Origin of the sequence: Flavobacterium anhuiense (assembly GCF_004151235.1) — a bacterium.
In the GTDB taxonomy this organism is placed as follows: domain Bacteria; phylum Bacteroidota; class Bacteroidia; order Flavobacteriales; family Flavobacteriaceae; genus Flavobacterium; species Flavobacterium anhuiense_A.
Map to the genome: position 1 here is coordinate 12,802 of NZ_JUIV01000020.1, position 21,382 is coordinate 34,183.

20 protein-coding genes and 1 pseudogene are annotated in these 21,382 nt (G+C 33.7%); 8 read left to right on the forward strand and 13 right to left on the reverse strand.

The features are described from left to right. Positions 1-28: 28 nt before the first annotated feature. The 7 genes from NU08_RS18855 to NU08_RS18885 all read left to right on the forward strand — a co-directional run bounded on the left by NU08_RS18855 (position 29) and on the right by NU08_RS18885 (position 9,529). Positions 29-943, forward strand: a complete 915-nt coding sequence (locus NU08_RS18855) for a YihY/virulence factor BrkB family protein (protein ID WP_129748638.1) — start codon at positions 29-31, stop codon at positions 941-943. A 120-nt stretch (positions 944-1,063) separates the two neighbouring features. Next, positions 1,064-1,588, forward strand: coding sequence for an NADPH-dependent FMN reductase (locus NU08_RS18860; RefSeq protein ID WP_008462574.1), 525 nt, complete (start codon positions 1,064-1,066; stop codon positions 1,586-1,588). Beyond that, positions 1,589-2,563: a transglutaminase domain-containing protein gene (locus NU08_RS18865; RefSeq protein WP_129748639.1), complete on the forward strand. Its 975-nt coding sequence runs from the start codon at positions 1,589-1,591 to the stop codon at positions 2,561-2,563. A gap of 82 nt (positions 2,564-2,645) precedes the next feature. Further along, complete coding sequence (gene pncB, locus NU08_RS18870) at positions 2,646-3,821, forward strand: nicotinate phosphoribosyltransferase (RefSeq protein WP_129748640.1); 1,176 nt, start codon at positions 2,646-2,648, stop codon at positions 3,819-3,821. A 162-nt stretch (positions 3,822-3,983) separates the two neighbouring features. Then, positions 3,984-5,852 carry a DNA topoisomerase IV subunit B gene (locus NU08_RS18875; protein WP_129748641.1) on the forward strand — a complete coding sequence of 623 codons (1,869 nt, stop codon included), beginning with the start codon at positions 3,984-3,986 and terminating at the stop codon, positions 5,850-5,852. Positions 5,853-5,902: 50 nt separating this feature from the next. After that, entirely contained in the window at positions 5,903-8,617 is a 2,715-nt protein-coding gene (locus NU08_RS18880; RefSeq protein ID WP_129748642.1) for a DNA gyrase/topoisomerase IV subunit A, read from the forward strand. Positions 8,618-8,779: 162 nt separating this feature from the next. Beyond that, entirely contained in the window at positions 8,780-9,529 is a 750-nt protein-coding gene (locus NU08_RS18885; RefSeq protein WP_129748643.1) for a hypothetical protein, read from the forward strand. Between the two features lie 73 nt (positions 9,530-9,602). On the opposite strand, the pseudogene NU08_RS18890 reads toward NU08_RS18885, so the two are convergent. Continuing rightward, a pseudogene (locus NU08_RS18890) lies at positions 9,603-10,559 on the reverse strand (AAA family ATPase); the annotation flags it as partial. Between the two features lie 83 nt (positions 10,560-10,642). On the opposite strand from NU08_RS18890, the gene NU08_RS18895 reads away from it, so the two are divergent. Continuing rightward, positions 10,643-11,146, forward strand: a complete 504-nt coding sequence (locus tag NU08_RS18895) for a hypothetical protein (RefSeq protein WP_242502597.1) — start codon at positions 10,643-10,645, stop codon at positions 11,144-11,146. Between the two features lie 66 nt (positions 11,147-11,212). Here NU08_RS18895 and NU08_RS18900 read toward each other — a convergent pair whose 3' ends face one another. From NU08_RS18900 to murQ, 12 genes are all read right to left on the reverse strand, one after another. Continuing rightward, entirely contained in the window at positions 11,213-12,997 is a 1,785-nt protein-coding gene (locus NU08_RS18900) for a cytochrome-c peroxidase (RefSeq protein WP_129748645.1), read from the reverse strand. 69 nt (positions 12,998-13,066) lie between these two features. Beyond that, positions 13,067-14,545 (reverse strand): hypothetical protein, encoded by a 1,479-nt coding sequence (locus tag NU08_RS18905; RefSeq protein WP_129748646.1) that lies wholly within the window; start codon positions 14,543-14,545, stop codon positions 13,067-13,069. A 163-nt stretch (positions 14,546-14,708) separates the two neighbouring features. Next, positions 14,709-15,338 (reverse strand): PolC-type DNA polymerase III, encoded by a 630-nt coding sequence (locus NU08_RS18910; RefSeq protein WP_129748647.1) that lies wholly within the window; start codon positions 15,336-15,338, stop codon positions 14,709-14,711. 2 nt (positions 15,339-15,340) lie between these two features. Beyond that, positions 15,341-17,260 carry a DUF294 nucleotidyltransferase-like domain-containing protein gene (locus tag NU08_RS18915; RefSeq protein WP_129748648.1) on the reverse strand — a complete coding sequence of 640 codons (1,920 nt, stop codon included), beginning with the start codon at positions 17,258-17,260 and terminating at the stop codon, positions 15,341-15,343. A gap of 144 nt (positions 17,261-17,404) precedes the next feature. Beyond that, on the reverse strand, positions 17,405-17,776 hold the full coding sequence (locus NU08_RS18920) for a DNA topoisomerase IV (RefSeq protein WP_129748649.1): 372 nt from the start codon (positions 17,774-17,776) through the stop codon (positions 17,405-17,407). A gap of 135 nt (positions 17,777-17,911) precedes the next feature. Next, positions 17,912-18,376, reverse strand: a complete 465-nt coding sequence (locus NU08_RS18925) for a hypothetical protein (RefSeq protein ID WP_129748650.1) — start codon at positions 18,374-18,376, stop codon at positions 17,912-17,914. A 15-nt stretch (positions 18,377-18,391) separates the two neighbouring features. After that, a complete protein-coding gene (locus NU08_RS18930) occupies positions 18,392-18,967 on the reverse strand; it encodes a DUF1572 family protein (protein ID WP_129748651.1) in 576 nt (191 codons plus the stop codon). A gap of 2 nt (positions 18,968-18,969) precedes the next feature. After that, positions 18,970-19,542 carry a pentapeptide repeat-containing protein gene (locus NU08_RS18935; RefSeq protein WP_129748652.1) on the reverse strand — a complete coding sequence of 191 codons (573 nt, stop codon included), beginning with the start codon at positions 19,540-19,542 and terminating at the stop codon, positions 18,970-18,972. Beyond that, entirely contained in the window at positions 19,530-19,844 is a 315-nt protein-coding gene (locus NU08_RS18940; protein WP_129748653.1) for a type II toxin-antitoxin system RelE/ParE family toxin, read from the reverse strand. The genes NU08_RS18935 and NU08_RS18940 overlap by 13 nt, the downstream gene beginning before the upstream one ends. Next, positions 19,829-20,059, reverse strand: a complete 231-nt coding sequence (locus NU08_RS18945) for a hypothetical protein (protein ID WP_111424143.1) — start codon at positions 20,057-20,059, stop codon at positions 19,829-19,831. Before NU08_RS18945 ends, NU08_RS18940 begins: the two co-directional genes overlap by 16 nt. Positions 20,060-20,086: 27 nt before the next feature. Next, positions 20,087-20,308 (reverse strand): DUF6095 family protein, encoded by a 222-nt coding sequence (locus tag NU08_RS18950; protein WP_129748654.1) that lies wholly within the window; start codon positions 20,306-20,308, stop codon positions 20,087-20,089. 169 nt (positions 20,309-20,477) lie between these two features. Next, positions 20,478-21,290: an N-acetylmuramic acid 6-phosphate etherase gene (murQ, locus tag NU08_RS18955; RefSeq protein WP_129748655.1), complete on the reverse strand. Its 813-nt coding sequence runs from the start codon at positions 21,288-21,290 to the stop codon at positions 20,478-20,480. Positions 21,291-21,382 lie beyond the last annotated feature (92 nt).

Below are 21,382 nucleotides of genomic sequence, written 5' to 3' on the forward strand. Positions count from 1 at the left end.
ATTTGGGTGAATATCAAAAGATGAGCATATGAAAAATCACAATATCTTTTCAAAAACTTGGTATTTATTAAAAACAACATTTTTAGAATTCAATGATGACAATGCTATAAAGTTAAGCGCGGCATTATCTTATTATACCATTTTTGCTTTGCCTCCTTTATTGATTATTATAATCACCATTTGTGGCTTCTTTTTTGGGGAAGAGGCAGTCACAGGTCAATTATATGGTCAGATAAATCGATTGGTTGGAAATAATGCTGCTGTACAGATTCAGGAGGCAATCAAAAATGTTCAACTATCAGACAGTAATGTCTTTGTAACCGTTTTTGGGGTTGTCATGTTACTAATTGGAGCATCAGGTGTTTTTGCAGAAATACAAAGCTCTATCAATTATATTTGGGGACTTCGCGCAAAGCCTAATAAAGGTTTGAAAAAGTTCATTCAAAACAGATTGATGTCTTTTTCCATGATTGTTTCAGTTGGATTTTTAATGCTAGTCAGTTTAATGGTCAATGCTACTCTGGATCTTTTAAATGCTCGTTTAAAACTCTATTTTCCAGACACAACAGTTTACTTTTTTTATGTGGTTAATTTGGTAATTGTTTTTGCCAGCATAACATTGCTTTTTGCCATTATATTCCGAACTTTACCTGACGGAATCATCAAATGGAAAGATGCTTTCATTGGAGCATCAAGTACTGCGATTTTATTTATGATAGGTAAATTTGCAATTGGAGTATATTTAGGAAATTCAACCGTTGCAAGCGTTTACGGTGCAGCGGGTTCTGTAATTATAATTTTGGTTTGGGTATATTATTCGGCTATTATTTTATATTTTGGAGCAGAATTTACTAAAGTCTATGCGAAAGCTTTCGGCGGAAGTATTTCACCAAATGATTATTCTGTAGAAATACAAAAAGAGATATTTGAAATAGAAAATTAATTATTGAACCATATAAGTGATATAAGTTCATTTAAAAAGCTTTGTCTTTAAATTAAAGATGTCAAACTTAAATTTTCTTATATTACTTATATGGTTTAAAAAAAAACAAATACCGCAAATATGAAAATAGTAGCTTTTGGAGGAAGTAACAGCAAGCAGTCAATCAACAAACATTTAGCAACTTATGCATCTAGTTTATTTGAAAATGCAGATGTTGAGGTTTTAGATCTTAATGATTTTGCAATGCCAGTTTTCAGCGTAGATCTTGAAAAAGAAATCGGTCAGCATGAAGTAGCGCAAGCATTCTTGAATAAACTTAAAGAAGCTGATATTCTAGTGGTTTCGATGGCAGAAAACAACGGAAATTATTCTGTTGCTTTCAAAAATGTTTTCGATTGGAGTTCTCGAATCGAAAAAGACGTTTTTCAGCACAAACCAATGTTATTATTGGCAACTTCACCAGGAGGTCGAGGAGGTGCATCTGTTTTAGGAATTGCGCAGAATCTTTTCCCGCGTTATGGTGCAGAAATTAAAGGAAGTTTCTCATTACCAGCGTTTGGCTCGAATTTTGATTTACAAGAAAATAAAATCTCTAATCCTGAATTAGATCAAGAACTGAAAGATATTATTAAATCAAATTTTTAAATGCCACAAAAAAAGATTGCCCTTATTTTCCTTTTATTAAATAGTATTTTCATCAATTTTACTTTTGCTCAAAAGATTAGTGAAGTTGATAAAATAGTTGCAAAATACCCAAAAAGCTTTGATAGCACCGAAAAATTAGCCGACAGAATCGAAAAAGATTTTGATTCGGATTATGATCGCGCACGTGCTATTTACAGCTGGATTGCCTTCAATATAAGATACGATTATAATGCCTATTTGAATCCGCCAAGAGTTCAAGGTTTCAGCTATTCTTCTGAAGCTGAAAAACAGCGAAAAATAAAACAGCTGAATGATAATCTGATTCAGAAAGCTTTTAAATCTAAAAAAGCAGTTTGTGAAGGTTTTACGGCTTTGTACCAGCATTTAGCTACTGCAATGGGAATTAAATGTGAAATCATTCGTGGCGATTCTAAAATTTCAGTGCGAGATATTGGTCGAAAAACCACTTCATCCAATCATGCTTGGAATATGGTCTTGATTGATAAAAAATGGCGTCTTTTAGATGTGACATGGGGGCAAGGCTATTACGACAGCAGTAAAGGCAGAATGGTCAATGATTTTAATCCTGCTTATTTTGATACAGATCCAGATTATTTCTTTGCGAAGCATTTTCCAGATTCAGGTTCCTATTTGGGAAATAGGTTAAGTAAAGAAGATTTTCTTAATGGACCTTTGATTTATAATACTACAATCGAAAAAGATTATAAAATTAAATCGCCAGATTCTGGGATAATTGAAGCGCGAAATGGCGATAAGATTACAGTAGAAATCAAAAATCTTTCAAAATCGAATCAGGTTTTTTATTTGAATAAATATAATAAAGCGGTTAAAGTTCAAAATTCGAAAGAGAAGCGAGGAGGTTTAGAATTTCAGATTCCAATAGATAGTAACATAGGTGATTATATTACTGTCTTTGTAGATGGAAATAGTGTCGTTTCTTTTAAAATAGTTTAAAAATAATGAGCTAAGAATCCAGTAATTTCCATCTTTTCTGAAATTGACGTATCTTAGCAAGAATGATCCGAATTTGAATGCTATGGAAACAACTTTTCTGAAATCAATCTTAGACAATGATTTCTACAAATTTACAATGCAGCATGCTGTAATTAAACTTTTTCCAAAAGCAAAAGTTCGGTATGGTTTTATAAACCGTGGAAAACATATTTTTCCTGAGGGATTTGCAGAATTACTTCGAAATTCTGTTGATGCAATGGCAGATCTTCGTCTAACAAAAGAAGAGAAAAGTTATTTAGCACATTATTGTCCTTATCTTGACCCAACTTATTTAGATTTTCTGCAAGGCCATAGTTTTGATCCGTCTGAAGTTCAGATTAGTCAGGAAGGTTCAGAAATAAAAGTTACCGTTGAAGGGTATTGGTACAGAACTATTTTGTGGGAAGTGCCTTTAATGGCTTTGATTTCAGAACTTTTTTATAAATCCAATCATTTAATTCGTTTAAATGATGAAGCTGTAAAAAGTCTTACGAAAGAAAAAATAGAGAATTACAATAGACTTGGCGTTTCTATTTTAGAATTTGGAACAAGACGCCGTCACTCTTATGATGTGCAGAGTCTTGTGAATGAGACTTTGCAAACGTATGGAGGACAGAGTTTTATTGGTACAAGTAATGTGCATTTTGCAATGGTCAATAATCGAAGACCTTTAGGTACACACGCTCACGAATGGTTTATGTTTCATGCTGCGCAATATGGTTTTCAGGTGGCGAATTTTATAAGCCTTGAAAATTGGACAAAAGTTTATGGCGGTGATCTCGGAATCGCTTTAACCGATACGTATACTACAGAAATATTTTTCAATCAGTTTGATAAAAAATATTCCAAACTTTTTGACGGCGTTCGACATGACAGTGGCGATCCGATTGAGTTTGCTCAGAAAGTAATTTCTCATTATAACAAAATGGGAATTGATCCGAAATCAAAAGTTATCGTTTTTTCAGATTCGCTCAATTACGACAAAGTAAAAAAGATTGCCGATTTCTGTCAGGATAAAATAAAAATGTCGTTTGGAATTGGAACAAATTTCACTAACGACGTAGGACTTCCAGCCATGAATATGGTTATAAAATTAACGGATACAAAACCTGATAATGTACATTGGCAAGGTGTTGTAAAACTCTCTGACGAAAAGAACAAAAATACGGGAACACCCGAAATGATTGCTTTGGCAAAAGAAGTACTCGGAATCAAATAGTATTTTTTTTGCTGAAAAGGCAGGTTTTTATAATTTTTACGCCGTTTTATTTTAAAATCAACTTAAATAGATTTTAAACTGTTATTATTCATAACAAAAAAGAAATACGCTTTCATTTTTTGTTAAGAAATGGTACATTAGCAAAAAATCCTAAAATCATATATGCTAGAGCAAAATCAATATACCGAAGATAATATTCGTTCACTTGATTGGAAAGAACATATCCGTATGCGTCCTGGGATGTATATCGGAAAACTTGGAGACGGATCTGCGCCGGATGATGGTATTTACATTCTTCTAAAAGAGGTTTTAGACAACTGTATCGATGAGTTCGTAATGGGCTCTGGAAAAACTATTGAAGTAAGTATCAAAGACAAAACGGTTACGGTTCGTGATTACGGACGTGGTATTCCGTTAGGGAAAGTGGTCGATGTAGTGTCGAAGATGAATACAGGAGGAAAGTACGATACAAAAGCTTTCCAGAAGTCAGTAGGTCTGAATGGAGTCGGAACAAAAGCAGTAAACGCACTTTCGACTTATTTCCGTGTAGAATCTGTTCGTGATGACAAACAAAAAGGAGCGGAATTCTCTGCTGGGAATTTAGTTCTAGAAGAAGATATAATCGATACGACAAAACGTAAAGGAACAAAAGTAGTTTTTACGCCAGACGAAACGATTTTCAAAAACTTTAAATTCCGTTTAGAATATGTAGTTAAAATGGTTAAAAACTATTGTTATCTAAACAATGGTTTGACGATTATTTTCAATGGAGAAAAGTATTATTCAGAAAACGGACTTCGTGATTTGTTGGAAGAAACTATCAGCGAAGAAGATTTAGAATATCCAATTATCCATTTGAAAGACCACGATATTGAGGTTGCATTGACGCACAGTAAAACCCAATACAGTGAAGAATATCACTCTTTCGTAAACGGTCAGAATACAACACAAGGAGGAACGCACTTAGCGGCTTACCGTGAAGCGGTTGTAAAAACGATTCGTGAGTTTTACAATAAGAATTTTGATGCGTCAGACGTTCGAAAATCGATTGTAAGTGCGATTAGTATTAAAGTAATGGAACCGGTTTTTGAGTCTCAGACCAAAACAAAATTAGGCTCTACTGATATGGGTTCTGACGATGGATCGCCAGCGGTTTCTGTTCGTACTTTCGTTAACGATTTCATCAAAACGAAACTGGATAATTACCTGCATAAAAATCCGCCAACAGCCGAAGCTTTATTGCGTAAAATTCTTCAGGCAGAGCGCGAAAGAAAAGAATTGTCAGGAATTAGAAAATTAGCAACAGATCGTGCTAAAAAAGCCAATCTTCACAATAAAAAATTAAGAGATTGTCGTGCGCATCTTCCAGATACCAAAAACCCAAGAAACTTAGAAAGTACGCTTTTTATTACCGAGGGAGATTCGGCTTCTGGGTCAATTACAAAGTCACGTGACGTAAATACGCAAGCAGTTTTCAGTTTACGTGGTAAACCTTTGAATTCATATGGAATGTCTAAAAAAATTGTATATGAAAACGAAGAATTCAATTTATTGCAAGCTGCATTAGATATCGAAGATGGATTAGAAAAACTGCGTTACAACAACATCGTAATCGCAACCGATGCCGATGTCGACGGAATGCACATTCGTTTATTGTTGATTACTTTTTTCTTGCAGTTTTTCCCTGAATTAATCAAAGAAGGGCATTTGTATATTTTACAGACACCGCTTTTCAGGGTTAGAAATAAAAAAGAAACGATTTATTGTTATTCTGAAGAAGAAAGAAAAGATGCGATTGAAAAATTAAAACCAAAACCCGAAATCACCCGATTTAAAGGTTTGGGAGAGATTTCGCCAGATGAGTTCAAGAACTTTATTGGAGATACGATTCGCCTTGATCCGGTTATGATGGATAAGCATACTTCAATCGAGCAGTTATTGTCTTTCTACATGGGGAAAAATACGCCAGACAGACAAGATTTTATTATCAAGAATTTGAAGGTGGAGATTGATGAGCTTGAGGAGGCTTAAAAAGAAAAGAATTATAGAAGAATTTTTAGTAGTTATACTGAACAAAATATATGAAAGACGAAGAAGACGATAACATAATTCCAAACGACGACGAGAATAATCAAGATGAAAATCAAGATAACATTCAAGATGGAGATGATGATGTGATTGATGGAGAAGGAAAACATTTTGAAGGAGCACATTTTTACGAAAATCAAGAAGAAGAAGGCGAAGACGTTATTACTAAAGTAACGGGAATGTATAAAGACTGGTTCTTGGATTATGCTTCGTACGTAATTTTGGAACGTGCAGTTCCTGCTATCGAGGACGGATTCAAACCTGTTCAGCGTCGTATTATGCACTCGTTAAAAGAGCTGGATGATGGTCGTTATAATAAAGTTGCCAATGTTGTTGGTCACACCATGCAGTATCACCCACATGGAGATGCGAGTATTGGTGACGCAATGGTACAGATCGGTCAAAAAGATTTATTGATTGACTGTCAAGGAAACTGGGGAAATATTCTAACAGGTGACGGTGCGGCAGCTCCCCGTTATATTGAGGCACGTTTATCCAAATTTGCTTTGGAGGTTTTGTATTCTCCAAAAATTACAGAATGGGGACTATCTTATGATGGTCGAAAAGCTGAACCAATTAATCTTCCTGTAAAATTCCCATTGCTTTTAGCACAAGGAGCAGAAGGTATTGCGGTTGGACTTTCTACAAAAGTACTTCCTCATAACTTTAACGAATTAATTGACGCTTCGATTAAAATCTTAAAGGGGAAATCGTTTACGCTTTATCCAGATTTTGCAACAGCCGGTGTTGCTGACGTTTCGAATTACAACGACGGAATGCGTGGCGGACGTGTGCGTGTTCGTGCTAAAATTTCGCAATTAGACAAAAACACCTTGGTCATTACGCAGATTCCGTTTTCTACCAATACATCGAGTTTGATTGATAGTATTTTGAAAGCCAATGAAAAAGGTAAAATCAAAATCAAGAAAATTGAAGATAACACGGCTGCCGATGTAGAGATTCTGATTCATCTTTTCCCTGGTGTTTCGCCAGATAAAACGATCGATGCTTTATTTGCATTTACGGCCTGTGAAACTTCTATTGCACCTTTAGGATGTGTGATTGAAGATAATAAACCATTGTTTATTGGAGTTTCTGAAATGTTGAAAATTTCAACCGAAAGAACGGTTGATTTGCTAAAACAAGAGCTTGAAATTCAATTAGAAGAATTAAAAAATAAGTGGCATTTCTCTACTTTAGAAAAAATCTTCATTCGTGAAGAAATGTATATTGACTTCAAATTATACGGAGACAGAGAATCATTATACAAATACTTGTATGATAGATTTGAGCCTTTCAAAAAATCATTCGTTAGAGAAATCAACGACGATGATTTACAGCGTTTGACTCAAATTCCAATGATTCGTATCACACGTTTCGACTCTGATAAAGCAGATGAATTAATTTCTAGATTAGAAGAGGAAATGAAAGAGGTAGAATACAATTTGGAACATCTTACCGATTTTGCCATTGCCTATTTTACCAAACTGAAAGAGAAATACGGAAAAGGACGAGAGCGTAAAACAGAACTTCGCGTATTTGATAATGTTGAAGCTACAAAAGTTGTTTTAAGAAACACAAAACTATATGTAAACCGCGAAGAAGGTTTCGTAGGAACTAGTTTAAAGAAAGATGAATACGTAGGCGACTGTTCTGATATTGATGATGTTATCGTGTTTTTGCGAGACGGAACCATGATGATTACAAAAGTAGATGCTAAAACCTTTATCGGAAAAGACATTATACACGCTGCCGTTTTTGATAAAAACGATAAACGCACCATTTATAATATGATGTATCGTGATGGAAAATCTGGTCCTTCGTATATAAAACGTTTTAATGTTACTGGAGTAACGCGTGATAAAGCGTACGATTTGACAAATGGAACAAACGGTTCTCAGGTGGTTTATTTTTCGCATAATCCAAATGGGGAAGCTGAGGTTGTAACTATTTTACTGCGTCAAGTTGGAACGATTAAGAAACTGAAATTCGATATTGATTTTGCAAAATTAGCAATCAAAGGACGTGGCTCTAAAGGAAACTTAGTGACCAAATATCCAATCAAGAAAATCGAATTAAAAGAAAAAGGGATTTCGACTTTATTGCCAAGAAAAGTTTGGTTTGATGATACTGTAAAACGCTTAAATGTTGATGCAAGAGGGGAATTGTTAGGAGAGTTTAAGCCGACAGATAAAATATTAGTAATTAGCCAGTCAGGAAAATTAAAAGTAATAATTCCAGAGTTATCTACGCATTTTGATGAAGATATGATTGTTTTGGAGAAATGGAAACCTAAAAAACCTATTTCTGCGATTTACTATGATGGAGAAAAAGAGCGTTATTTCTTGAAGCGTTTCTTGGTTGAAAATGAAGGAAAAGAAGAAAGCTTTATTACAGATCACCCAAATTCGCAGTTAGAAATCGTTTCGACTGATTATCGCCCAGTGGCACAATTAGTTTTTGCGAAAGTAAAAGGCGTTCAAAAAGACGATCTTCATATTGATGTAGAAGACTTTATAGCCGTAAAAGGTTTCAAAGCTCTTGGAAATCAATTGACAACTGATAAATTAAGACAAGTAAATTTATTAGATCCGCTTCCTTATGAAGAGCCAGTTGAAGAAGTTCCTGAAAAACCAGAAATCCCAGAAGATGATCCTGTTGAAACAGAATTAGACGATGACGGCCAAATAGGTTTGGTTTTAGAATAGAAATGAAAAACGCTAAGATTGATTTCTTAGCGTTTTTTTATGTTAAAAATAAATGTTTTAACATAAAATTAATAAGTCTTATTTTGTTATAATTTAAACTTTAACTGGAGTATTTGTCATATTTTGATGTCTAAATTCGTGAATTAATTTAAAATCAAAATCATGAAAAAATTTTTATGTTTATTAAGTGCCGTTGCATTTGTATTTGCTTCTTGTTCAAAAGACGATTCATCAGATTCGGCATCTTCTATTTTAGTTAGAAAAATAACTGAATTCGAAAATGGAAGCCCAATTACAAGAACCGTTCAATATAATGGCAATAAGGTTGTAAGTATAACTGAAGAAGATGGTTCACAAAGAAAATTTACTTATACAGGAAATCAAATAACAAAAATTGAGGAATTTGATGTGGACGGATTACCAGACGGTTCTATTGTATATGGTTATACAAATGGGCTGATGACAAGTTACGTTGAAAAGTATGATGATTTGTATAATCATAAGACTAAATATACTCATAACAATGATGGAACGGTTTCTTATGAACAATTTAAGGTAAATATCGAAACAGGAATTGAAGAAAAAAATGGGCAAACTGGGACATTAACATTCAGAGATGGAAATTTAATTAAAGCGGAAAGATCATTTTCTAATTATAATTCTGTAGAAATCTACGAGTATGATGCAAAAAATAGCCCTCTTAAAAATGTTGTTGGTTGGAATTTATTATTAGATGATGAACCAGCCATTAATAATGTAACTAAAAGGACTTACATTTCAGGATCTGATAATAATGTTCATACAGATATAGATATAACTACTTATAAATATGATGCAAATAATTTTCCAATAGAAAAGACTACAAGTTTTTCTGATTCAACTTCTCCTGAAATTATTCAGTATACATATTAATAAAAAATAGATTTTATATAAAAAACGCTAAGATTTATTCTTAGCGTTTTTTTATTTGATAGATCAATTAATTCTAAACGGAAATAGGTTCTGTTATAACCCATTTTACTTCGTTGTTTTCAATACTAATAGAAACAATATCACCATCTTTTATTTCTCCCGAAATTATTTTTTTAGCTAGAGGTCTTCTTAAATGAGTTCTGATAATGGTTTTAATAGGTCTTGCTCCATATTTAGCATTATAACCATTTTCAGCAAGATAGAGCTTGGCTTCCATCGGAATCTCTACTTTAATATTGATGTTTTTTAATAAATCCATAAATTCCTTTTTAAGATGGATTTCAAAAATTTTCAATGCATTTTCTTTGCTGATAGGCGCAAAAGGTATTATTTCAGTTAATCTTCCCAAAAATTCAGGTCTGAAATAATTTGCCATAATTTCCATCAAAGAACCTGAAGTTGGAATTTCAGCATTGTTGAATGTATTTACGATATGATCTGCACCAATATTCGAAGTAAAGAGAATTATGGCATTGGAAAAATCGCCTTCTTTACCTAAACGATCGTGTAGTTTTCCCTCGTCCATAATCTGTAAAAATACGTCAAAAACGGAAGGATGTGCCTTTTCAATTTCATCAAATAAAACAATAGAGTAGGGCTTTTGTCTAATCTTGTTTACTAATAATCCACCTTCTTCATAACCAACATATCCTGGAGGTGCACCATAAAGTAGTGCAGCCGAATGTTCTTCTTTAAATTCAGACATATCAAAACGAATGATTGCGTTTTCATCCTGAAAAAGAAATTCAGCTAAAGATTTAGCTAATTCGGTTTTTCCCGTTCCTGTTGGTCCTAAGAAAAAGAAAGAAGCGATTGGCTGACCAGCTTTACTGAGTCCTGAACGCGATTCTAAAATAGAACCAGCAACTGTCTCAATGCAGTGATCTTGACCGATAACTCTTCGTCCTAAAACCTCTTCAATAGTATTAAGTCTTTGTTTCTCTTCTTCTTTAAGTTTTCCAGCAGGAATTCCTTGAAATAAATCAGCTTTTAGCTTCTGTAGAACAACAGGCGAGAGAAAGCAGTTTTTCTAAAAATAATGATCCGTACCTGATGATTAAGCCAAAGATTGATGAATCTATAGGAAAGTCATTTAGTATACATTATTGGTCTACTTGTGCAGAAGAAGGAAATGACATCAAAGCAGGAACTGTTTTAGAATCGAAAGACGATTTACTGTTTGTAAGTAAAGAAGCAGTTTTGGTTACCAATACTGTTGGCGGTATGAACAAGCAAAATAATAAAGACCGTATTTTGGCTTATCGAAATGCTTTACTTACTCGTGGCAGAATCGTAACTTTTGCAGATATAAAAGCATTTGGATTTAATCATTTTAAAAGTTGTTTAACAGATATTAGAATAGAAAAAGGAACGCGAAAAGAAATTTCTGTAAAAGCAGGTTTTAGTAGAACGGTAGATATTTATCTAAAAATAAATGCAACAGAGAGAAATTATCTATCAGCTACAGAATGGGATTATCTGTCTGAAAGTTTTATAAAGAACTTAAAAAATAGGTCGTCAAATGTATTTCCTTATCGCCTTTTCATAGAAGAATAAAAGAATGAAAAAACGCCGAAAAAATATTTTTTCGGCGTTTTTATTTAATAGAGATTTATTTTGGTTTTACTGGTATTTCTTGTCCGTGAGCGTTTTTATAAAAGCAACAAGAGCTTTTTCTTCTTTTACCGTTAAATTCAGTTTGTCAAAAGGAAGCGTTTGGTTTTCTACTTCGTAGCCTAAACCAATTCCACCGCCTTTATTGTAGAATGAAACTACTTCTTCGAGCGTTTTAAAAACTCCGTTGTGCATGTATGGAGCAGTTACAGCTACATTTCTTACAGTTGGCGTTTTAAAAGCACCAACCAATTGAGGCATTTTATTGTATACGTAACGGCCTTTATCTGGACTTAAGGATTTTCCCGAAGACTCATTTGGAGTTCCGATAACTTCGTGTTCGGTTTTGGAATAACTTGGTGGAACCGTTCCGTTAAATAAAGGTGTAAAATGGCAAGTTGCACATTTTGCTTTTCCCATAAAAAGATTCATTCCTTCGATTTCCTCATTGTTTAGGACGTTTTTATTTCCTCTCATGTATTCATCAAATCTAGAATCAAAAGCATTTAAAGAACGTACATAACTCGCAATAGCATTCTGAATCTGCCACGCTTCTGGTTTTGATGTTTTTGGAAAGGCTTTTTTGAATAGTTTTACATATTCTTTATCAAGTAGAATTTTAGCATGAATATTTTCCATCGAACCATGCATTTCGTCTTTATTCTGAATCACATCTACACTCTGTTTTTCTAAATCCAACTGACGCATATCCCAAAATTGAGCATTTTGCAGAGAAGCATAGGTTAGAGTAGGAGTATTTCGTGGTAAATTCATTCCCGTTAATGAAATATTAGTTTTTAAGCCATCAGTAAAAGCTTTTTCAGGATTATGGCAAGTTGCACAGCTTCGGTCATTGTTTTTGGAAAGACTTGTGTCATAAAACAATTTTTCGCCTAAAATCGCTTTTTCTTTAGTGAAATTATATTCTTTAGAAAGCACAAATGCATTTACATCAAAAGCATCTTTGTCAAATAAAGTTTCAATTGTTGGTTTTAACGGACTGCTTTTCTTTACATTTTTAATGTTTTCTTCTTTCTGAAAAGTTTTCAGTTTTTTTGAAATCGGATTCAAATATTCAGTTATAAAAACGGCACGATTGAAAGCGTTGAAATTATTATTTTCAGAGCAGTATTTTTGTGCGTTTTTTGTTAACTCTCTTAATTCGGATACCGATTTGTTATCAGTATCAATCTTTTTAAGTGTTTCTGGAATTGAAATTAAACTTTGGCCAGCTTCTGGAATTGAAGACTGCAAAATCGGACTATCAAAACCAGTGATTCCTAAAGCAATAACTCTAAAAACATTCTGCTGCATAGCATCCAAAACGTAATCATCGCTAATAGTAATCACTTCAAAAGTGCTTTTGAGCTGTTTGATATTGGATTGAAAAATATTCAATTCTCTCGTTAAATCTTCTTTGCTTTCAGGATTGTATTCAGGATAAATCATTTCTTCCATAACCTGAAAACCATGCGGCTCAAAAGATCGGTTTTCTTCCAATTCCATTTCGTCAAGAGCGGGACCGTTCATGAATCTAGCTGTTTCAGGAATGAAATATTCAATTGCCCATTCGACTTTTTTGTATGCCAGACGAGATTTTTTAAATTGCTTTACAATTTCTTTCTGCGAAGAATTGCTTTTTACAAGCTTTTGAAATTGAGTAATTTCATTGCTAAGTTTACTTAAATCGACAAGTAGTTCTTGTTTAACCGTTGGTTTTGAAGCTTCGCTTTCTTTGCATGAAAAGAAAAAAGAAAGCAATAGGAATAGAAAAGTAAGATGTTTTAATTTCATAGTGGTGTTGTAATAGAAACAACCCTTATCGAAAAATAAGGGTTGTCAATAAGATTTCGGTAGAAATTATTAGCGTTGTACGTTTCTAATAATTACAGTTTGTCCTCCCTCTTTGTTAGTTTGAGTTCCTGAACCGTCAGCATTCTTGAATGCATCACTCTGCCAAGTATGAGGGTGAATATTTACCGTGAAAGTATCTGGTACACCAATGATGTCTGAAATGTCTTGCATAGCTCCAAATTCCCAGCTTCCAAATCTCATTTCGCCAGTTTGGTTGTAAAGTGTGTTCCAAGCCGTATCTGTTCTCTTGTGGTTCATGTTTAACCACGGTTTATTTTGTTTTGTAGCAATATTGTACTGCCAGATATATGAATCGTGTTTTGCATCTGCATAATAGCTGTCGCCATCTTCCTGAATGTAAACGTAGTTTTCAGTTACACATAAGTTATCTGGATTAATGATTCCTGTTCCAGGAGTGCTATCACCTTCCACAGCCAATTCTAAAGTTCCTTTTAATGGGTTTGTTGCGTCTAATTTTACTTTATAAACTCTTCCCCACATTGTATATCCTTCAACAGGAGCATTATTTGTTGCCTGACCAGTTGCAGTAAAGTAGATTTCTCTGTTGTTGCTTGCGCTTCCTTTTCTGTAATCTACGTCTTCAACTCTTGAAAAACGAATTGCTTTTAAGTCATTAACCGTTGTATTGATTACAGCACCAGTTAAGTTTTTAGCATTCGGAATTTCAACAAATTCAACTGGATATGAATTGTTTAAAGTCATAGTAGTTTCAACCTGATTTCCGTCAGTTCTTTTTAAAGCGTATAATTTTCCGTTAGACAAATCACCAACTGTGCTTACATACATAATCAGCTGACCAGCACTTACGTGAGAAGTTGAATATGATTGATCTTCACCAATAAGAATAACTGTTTTTCCTGGATAAGCTTCTTTTGGAAGCGGAACAGCGTTTTCCATACTTGCTTTTCCTAAAGCTGGCAACACTCTGTCAGTTCTTGCTTTATCAGTAGACAATCCAAGAGGATTAATTCCATGAACCATACTCTCTTGACCGCTTTCTCCGGCAGTTAAAAAGATTGGTCCGAACCCATGGATTTCTGGAGTTGCTAGAGTAGCAGAACATAAACGAGTAAGACCTCCAACACCATCAACGATATAATCTCCTTTTACAGGTTTGAAAGTTTTATCTAAATATACTCTTGACACCGATTGGATAATTTCGTGGTTGGTAATCATAATGTATCCATCACCATTTGGATCTTTCATTAATCCAGCTCCGTCTGGCTGCGCTCCGTAAACAAAAGAAGGTGAATTTGGAAGTACATCTGCACTTGTAATTAAAGTACTGATTTTTAAGTTTTCAAAACCTGTTTGAGCATACACAAAAGGAGGTACTTTTGAATGTGAAGTAAAATCGATACTTGCGTTTACATCATTTTTTGAATCTTTGTCATCATTTTGACAGCTTATTGCAGAAAGACCTGCAAGTCCAAGCAAGGTAATTGATTTTAAAAAGTTAGCTTTCATAAAGTGTTTTTTATTTTTTTGATTAAGGCAAAGCTATCTCTCTAAAACAAAGTACACGTTACGTTAATTTTTTCTTAATGATAATAAATGTAAGTCTTGTATTATGAAATGGTAAATTGAAAGTTTCGAATGTAAATTTAAGACTCCTAAAAAAATCATAAAATTATTTAAAGAGCTGATTTAGATTGGTTGCTTTCTTCTCTTTCAGTTTTTTAACAATCTTAAGAAAAGCTATCGCAGTAATATAAGCATCGCCCAAAGCAGTATGACGGTCTTTTTTTGAAATGTCAAATTTATCGGCTAAATCATCTAAGGTATAATGGTCTTTTCGCTCAAATAAATGTGATTGAATTAAAGTCTTTTTGTATAAATAAGCTGTATCTAAAGTTTTGTTTTGTAATTGCGGAAGTCCGTTTCGTTCTAAAGCTCTATTAATCATCGTAACATCAAAAATGGTATGATGCGCAATGATTATAGAATCTCCTAAAAAGTCTAAAAACTGCTGTAAAGCTTCTAATTCGGTAGGACGTTTGACAAGTAGATCTTTTAAAATACCATGAATCTGAGCGGTCGATTTATCATAATGATCTTGTTCCAAATAAACTTCAAAACTATCCTGAACATTAATAATTCCGTTTTGAAGAATCAATGCACCAATGCATAAAATGCGATCATTGTCATAATCAAATCCAGTAGTTTCGGTATCTAAAACTACAAAACGAGTTTCTTCGATGGTAATATTTTCATCGAATGGATTATTTTCTTCTTTCTTCCAAAAATTGAATAAGCTCATTATTATACCAGATTTGAGATATTATAACGTACTGAAATAAGTTCCTGAAGTTCTTTAATCGTTTTAAAAGTACGTTTCAGTTTAATTTTTTCCATTTTGGTTAAAGATTCCAATTCGATAAACTGACCAGAATCATGATGCAGTAATCCTTGTTTGGTTCTGAATTTCAGTAAAGCTTTAAACGAATAAGAACACGATAAATATAATTCTCTGTTATTTGGTTCCAGTTCAGCCAGTTTCTCAAAACGCTCTGCCGTATTACTGATTCCTTTTACCGAATGCGATAAAATTAAAACACGCGCTGCGTCGGTTAAAGGCATTAAAGCTCTTCGTTTAATGTCAAAGTTATCTTTGTTTGCGCCGTCTTGTTCAACCAGAAATTGTCTAAAGAAACCTGTAGGAGAAGGGCTTTGCAAAGCACCACTCACCAAATGCATATAAAAAATCGGGTTCGCCTTTATGGTTTCAAAAATAGAATCAGACAATTCGTTAACAATTTCAGAATCGCCATAAGTTTTGCTGTAATCGAAGAAAATGAATGAAAGTAAAACTTCATTCTTTCCAGGATTTGTAATCCAATGATGCACTTGAGCTTTCCATTCGTCCAAACTCATGCACCATTTTGGACTTGAAGCCATCATGTCGGCGGGGCAATAATCGTAACCAATCTCAAAAAGGCCTTTATTTACAAGACTAGCAAATTTGTGAAAATACACTCTAGTTTCATCTCTAAAAACCTCATTTACATTTTCGTACACAATCGCATTGTCCTGATCAGTATGCAACATTTGTTCACCACGTCCTTGACTTCCAAGTGCTAGCCAAGCGAATTTTACAGGAGGCGGACTGCTCATTTTTTCTATACAAATTTCGATAACTCGAGTTATGCAGGCTTCATTCAATTCGGTAATGATTTTGGTAATCAAAGTCATTGGAATGTTTTGATCCAAATAACCTTGAAGCAATTGCATAATTCGGTTACGAATTGGTTTTATCTCTTTAATCTTTTTGGTACGTTTCAACGCTTTTATCAAAACCGCTGGATTATTTCCGAGCGCCACCATAACGTCGTGTTTTGACAAAATTCCAACTGCTTTTGTATTTACAGTCCCGTCTTTTGTCAAACATAAATGGCTGATATTGCTTTTCATCATCGCCATTTGCGCCTCGGTAACCGTCATTTTTTTCGGATACGTAATAACCGGTTTTGTCATTATTGTTTCGGCAGTTGTCGTTATAGGAAAATCTCCAGTGACAATTTTATTTCGAAGATCTTTATCCGTCAAAATACCAATCGGAAGCATTTCATCTACAATCAAAATGGCACCGACTTTTTTCTTATTCATAATTTTAGCAACATCCTTAACTGTCGTTGACGGACTGCAGGTAACTATTTTTTTCGAATATTTGATGGGCGCTAAATCGAAGGAATGATTGCTGGAATGCAGATTTTCATTCAGCTGATCGTCACCATATAATTTATCTTTATGAATATCCGAATACGGATTTCGCGTATTAGAAGCATAACTCTCAATCAAGAAATTGCCAACATTTCTATTTTCTAGCGCATAAGGTTTAAAAACGGCAATCGGAATAGCGTACAAAATGCTTTCTTCATGCGCTACCGCTTCCATAATATAGTTTTCCTGCGCTAAAAGCGGACGAAGTCCAAAAATATCGCCTTCATCGCACATGTCCAAAACCGTATTTTTAGTGCTTTTTTTCAGAGCGACAGCACCTTTATGAACTACATAAAATGAGTCGTGCGTTTTGTCATTTTCGGCAAAAATTACAGCATCTTTTTCTTTATATATAATCGAAATCTGTTCAGACAGTTTTTCTAAATCTCTCTGATGCAAAAAATTAAACGGCGGATATCCTTTTAAAAAGTCAGCAACTCTTTGTGAAATGGTATTTTTCATTTGGTTGGATTAAAGTTCTAATGTACTATTTAAAATAGAAATGTAAAAGAAACACGTTATAATAATTTGCCACAAAGGCACAAAGTCGCAAAGAAATAAATCCTTGGAGTCTTTGTGCCTTTGTGGCAAAAAAGCTTAATTCTTTTAATCTACTTTATAAACTGTACCTCGCTGTTTTTCTTCAGAACCAACCAGACCAAACTCAAAAGTATAAGAATCTTTAGAAGTCGTTAAAATCTTCATGCTGATGGCTTTTTCTTCAGCCATATTTTTTGGATGCTTTTTCTGCAGCACATATTCGCAGTCACTTACCCAACGAATGGTCGCCGTATCTGTTTTGCCTTCAAAAGTTTCGATTTCAATATCGTCTTTGCGTTCAAAATAAGTTGTTTTTTTAATGCCGTTGACTTCTGTTTCAAATTTGAATTTTCCAGTTTTAAAATCCTTGCAATTGTGTTCTGTATTATAACAAGATACTAAAGCAAGTACCGGAAATAAGAATAGTATTTTTTTCATTTTAATTAAGTTGTTTTTTTAGGAGCTAATCCCGCTTTCCATTTCAATCTTTTTATTTTTAAAGAAAAAATAAAAAGGATTTCCATTGCAATCGGGGCTAGGGCATTAGGATAACAAGAAACACTTGTATATAATTTAAACTTTTTGAATATAAAACTCTTTCAGTTTTTTAGATTCTTTGACTTCTTCTCTGACTTCCTCTTTAGATTCGCTTTTGTTTGCTTTTGGCCAGATATGAAAACCTCCTTTTGTCATAGCTTTAATTTGTTGAAGAACGTTTGGCGAAAAATCAGAAAAAAAACTCAAGTCTTCAGGATTATCCCAAACACCCCAAATGCCGTTTTCGTCTATATCTCCAGCATAATTAATAATATGTGTTGGATAAGTTTTTACCATTTTAAGTTTAAAATGTTCCAAATTATAAGAACCATTCCATCGAAAAGAATCAACATCATCAATTCCAGAACCCGTAATAATTGAATTTGAAAAACTCAATTCAATAGACATTTTATGTTGCGCAGACGAATTAGAATAGCAATAAAATCCTTCCCATTCTCCGCTTGGTAAAAATTGATGCGTTTCGTTATCTTTTGATTTCATATTTAGAAAGATAAATTATTTCAATCTCTTTAATTCATCATCGGTAAAGTTCTTGATTTCTTTTTCTTTGGCAAACTTTTCGGCATTATAATTTCCCGATTTATTCTTCGGAATCGATAAGCTATTCCATTCGCTGTTTTTCAATTGTTTAGCATAAAAAACAATCTGTCCGACATGATAAGGATAATGTGCTAATTGACGATTTATAGCTTCAATAACCGTATGGCCTTCATTTCTAATGTAAATGATATCTGAAAGCTGTTCAGGTTTTAAGCTTTCCAAAGCATTTTCAAGACAATTCCAGCCTTTATTCCAAACTTCCAAAACTTCTTCTTTAGATTGTAAATCGTTTTCAAATTCGGAATCACGGTATCGCCATTCTTTCTCGCCGTCAGAAGTTAAAAAATCTGTCCAACGAGAAAGCATATTGCCAGAAATATGTTTTATGATTGTCGCTATACTGTTGGTGTTGTCATTAAAAGAAACAAAAAGCTGTGATGGTTCAAGTTGGTCAATTGCTTTTTCGCCAAGCATTTTATAATATAAAAATTGCTTTTTGACACTTTCTAGGTAAGATTGATCTGCATTCATAATCAAATGATTTTAATGTCATATTTATCTAATAATCCAACAATTCCTTCAGTAGAAAACTGGGCTTTTTTCATCGGATTAAATTCAGGGTCAATTTTATAATTGTAAGCTGTTTTAAAGTTAACTCCCGCCAATTGGGTTTCGTTAAAAATAGCGCCGTCAAGATTGCAATTGTCAAAAACAGAACTCGTTAAATTAGTTCCTATAAAAGTTACTTCACGCACAGAAGAATTGATAAACTTGGTTTTCGGCATTTTTTTATTCGAAAATAAGGCATAATCTAAAGTACAATCTTCAAAATATACCTGAAATAAAAAATCATCACATTCGTTAAAAGCGATTCCTAGAAGTTTGCAGTTTTTGAAAGTGACATTTTTTAAACTCGTTCCTGCCAAGCTGGTCATAGACAAATTGCAGTCAATAAATTCGCAGTCAAGAAAAGTATTAGAACCAAAATTACTGCTGGAAAAGTCACAATTTTTAAACACACAATCTTCAAACTCGCGATTGTTTATTCGTTTATCGATATAAACAACTTTCTCAAATGTTTTCTGAATATGAATTAGACTTTCCATGAATATTTTTTAGGTTTTTGTGCATTGTGACGCACTCGAAGTATATAGATGTTCTCTTTCGTTATTTGATAAGAAATAGCGTAATCGTAAACAGAATAAACTCTGAAACTGCCATCATTGTTGGCTTTTTGTTTATCAAGTTTATAAATTTCAGGCTGTGTTTTAAGTATTTCGGTACTTTCAAAAATAGTATTAACTACTTTGTCAGCAATTGTGATTGATTTGCTTTCAAAGAAAATGTAAAAATGAATGTCTTCTAATTGGCTCAAAGCATTTTTTGTCCAAATTATTTTCTTCCCCATTTTTTTGCAATTTCTTTAGCTTCATCTTCAGTATAAAAATTACCTTTTTTAATATCGTCTAAGGCATTTTCAATATCTAAATTATAAGCTGCATCCGAATCAATTGCGGTATTATTTATTGATTGTAAGAGATGTTTTAATTTTTCTACAAAAGAGGGGTCTTTTACTTTATCAATTTCTTGATGAATCCAGTTTATTTCTGCTTGTATATCCATAACAAAGAATTTTAGTAAAGATACAAATTAGTCATTAAATATACCTTTCATAATAATTTTCAATCCTAAAAAGATCAAAAACATAGAAGAAAGGCAAGCTACAATTCCGATTCCTAAAACAAGGTAATGCCAATTGTTGCCCTGATTCTGAAAAGCATTATAAATCAATGTTGGGCCAAGAAACATAAGAGGCAGAGCGCCTGATAAATATTTCACTCCTTTTATAAGTAATTCTTTATTTGTTGCCATGTTTTTAGTTTCAGGTTTTCCTTGTGTCAAGTTTCAAGTTGTTTGACTTTTGTCTAACCGCAAAGGTCGCAAAGTTTTTTTACATTAGAAACTTTAATAAAACGCAAGGTTCGCAAAGCTTTGAAAAAACTTGCGAACCTTGCGGTTAAATAAGCACCGTAAAAACTTTTTACTTTTTATAATTGTCAACAGCATTTCTCACGCTGCCGTATTTTTTCAATAATTCAGAAGCTTCTTCGTAAGAAACCGCAATTTCATCCATAATCATCTTGACGCCGCGATCAACGAGTTTGATATTGCTTAACTGCATGTCAACCATTTTATTTCCTCTCACTTTTCCAAGCTGAATCATTGCAGCAGTCGAAATCATATTTAAAACCAATTTCTGTGCAGTTCCAGCTTTCATTCTAGAACTTCCTGTAACGAATTCTGGGCCAACTACAACTTCGATTGGAAATTGTGCCGTCAATGCCAGCGGACTCCCTGCATTACAAGTAATACATCCCGTTACAATATTGTTTTTATTACATGATTCTAAACCGCTAATAACATAAGGAGTAGTTCCAGAAGCAGCGATTCCAATAACCACATCGTTTGAATTGATGTTGTGATTTTGAAGATCGATCCAAGCATTTGTTGTACTGTCTTCGGCGTTTTCTACAGCACGTCTTATGGCTGTATCACCGCCAGCAATAATGCCATTTACTAAATCAAAAGGAACGCCAAAAGTGGGCGGACATTCAGAAGCGTCAACAACACCAAGTCGACCAGAAGTTCCTGCTCCAATATAAAACAATCTGCCGCCTAGCTTTAACTTTGCAACAATTTGCGGGATCAAAGCTTCTATTTGCGGCAAAGCTTTCTCGACTGCATAAGGCACAGTTTTGTCTTCTTGGTTTATATTAGATAACAGTTCATGAACAGACATCTTCTCTAAATGTTCATATTTTGAGGCTTGTTCAGTAGTTTTCGTAAATGTCATTTTATCGTTATTTAGACTCGTCAAAATTAATATATTTTATATCAATCTTGCAAAGTCTCAGAGATTTAAAATCAATTTTTTTCTTCTAGTTT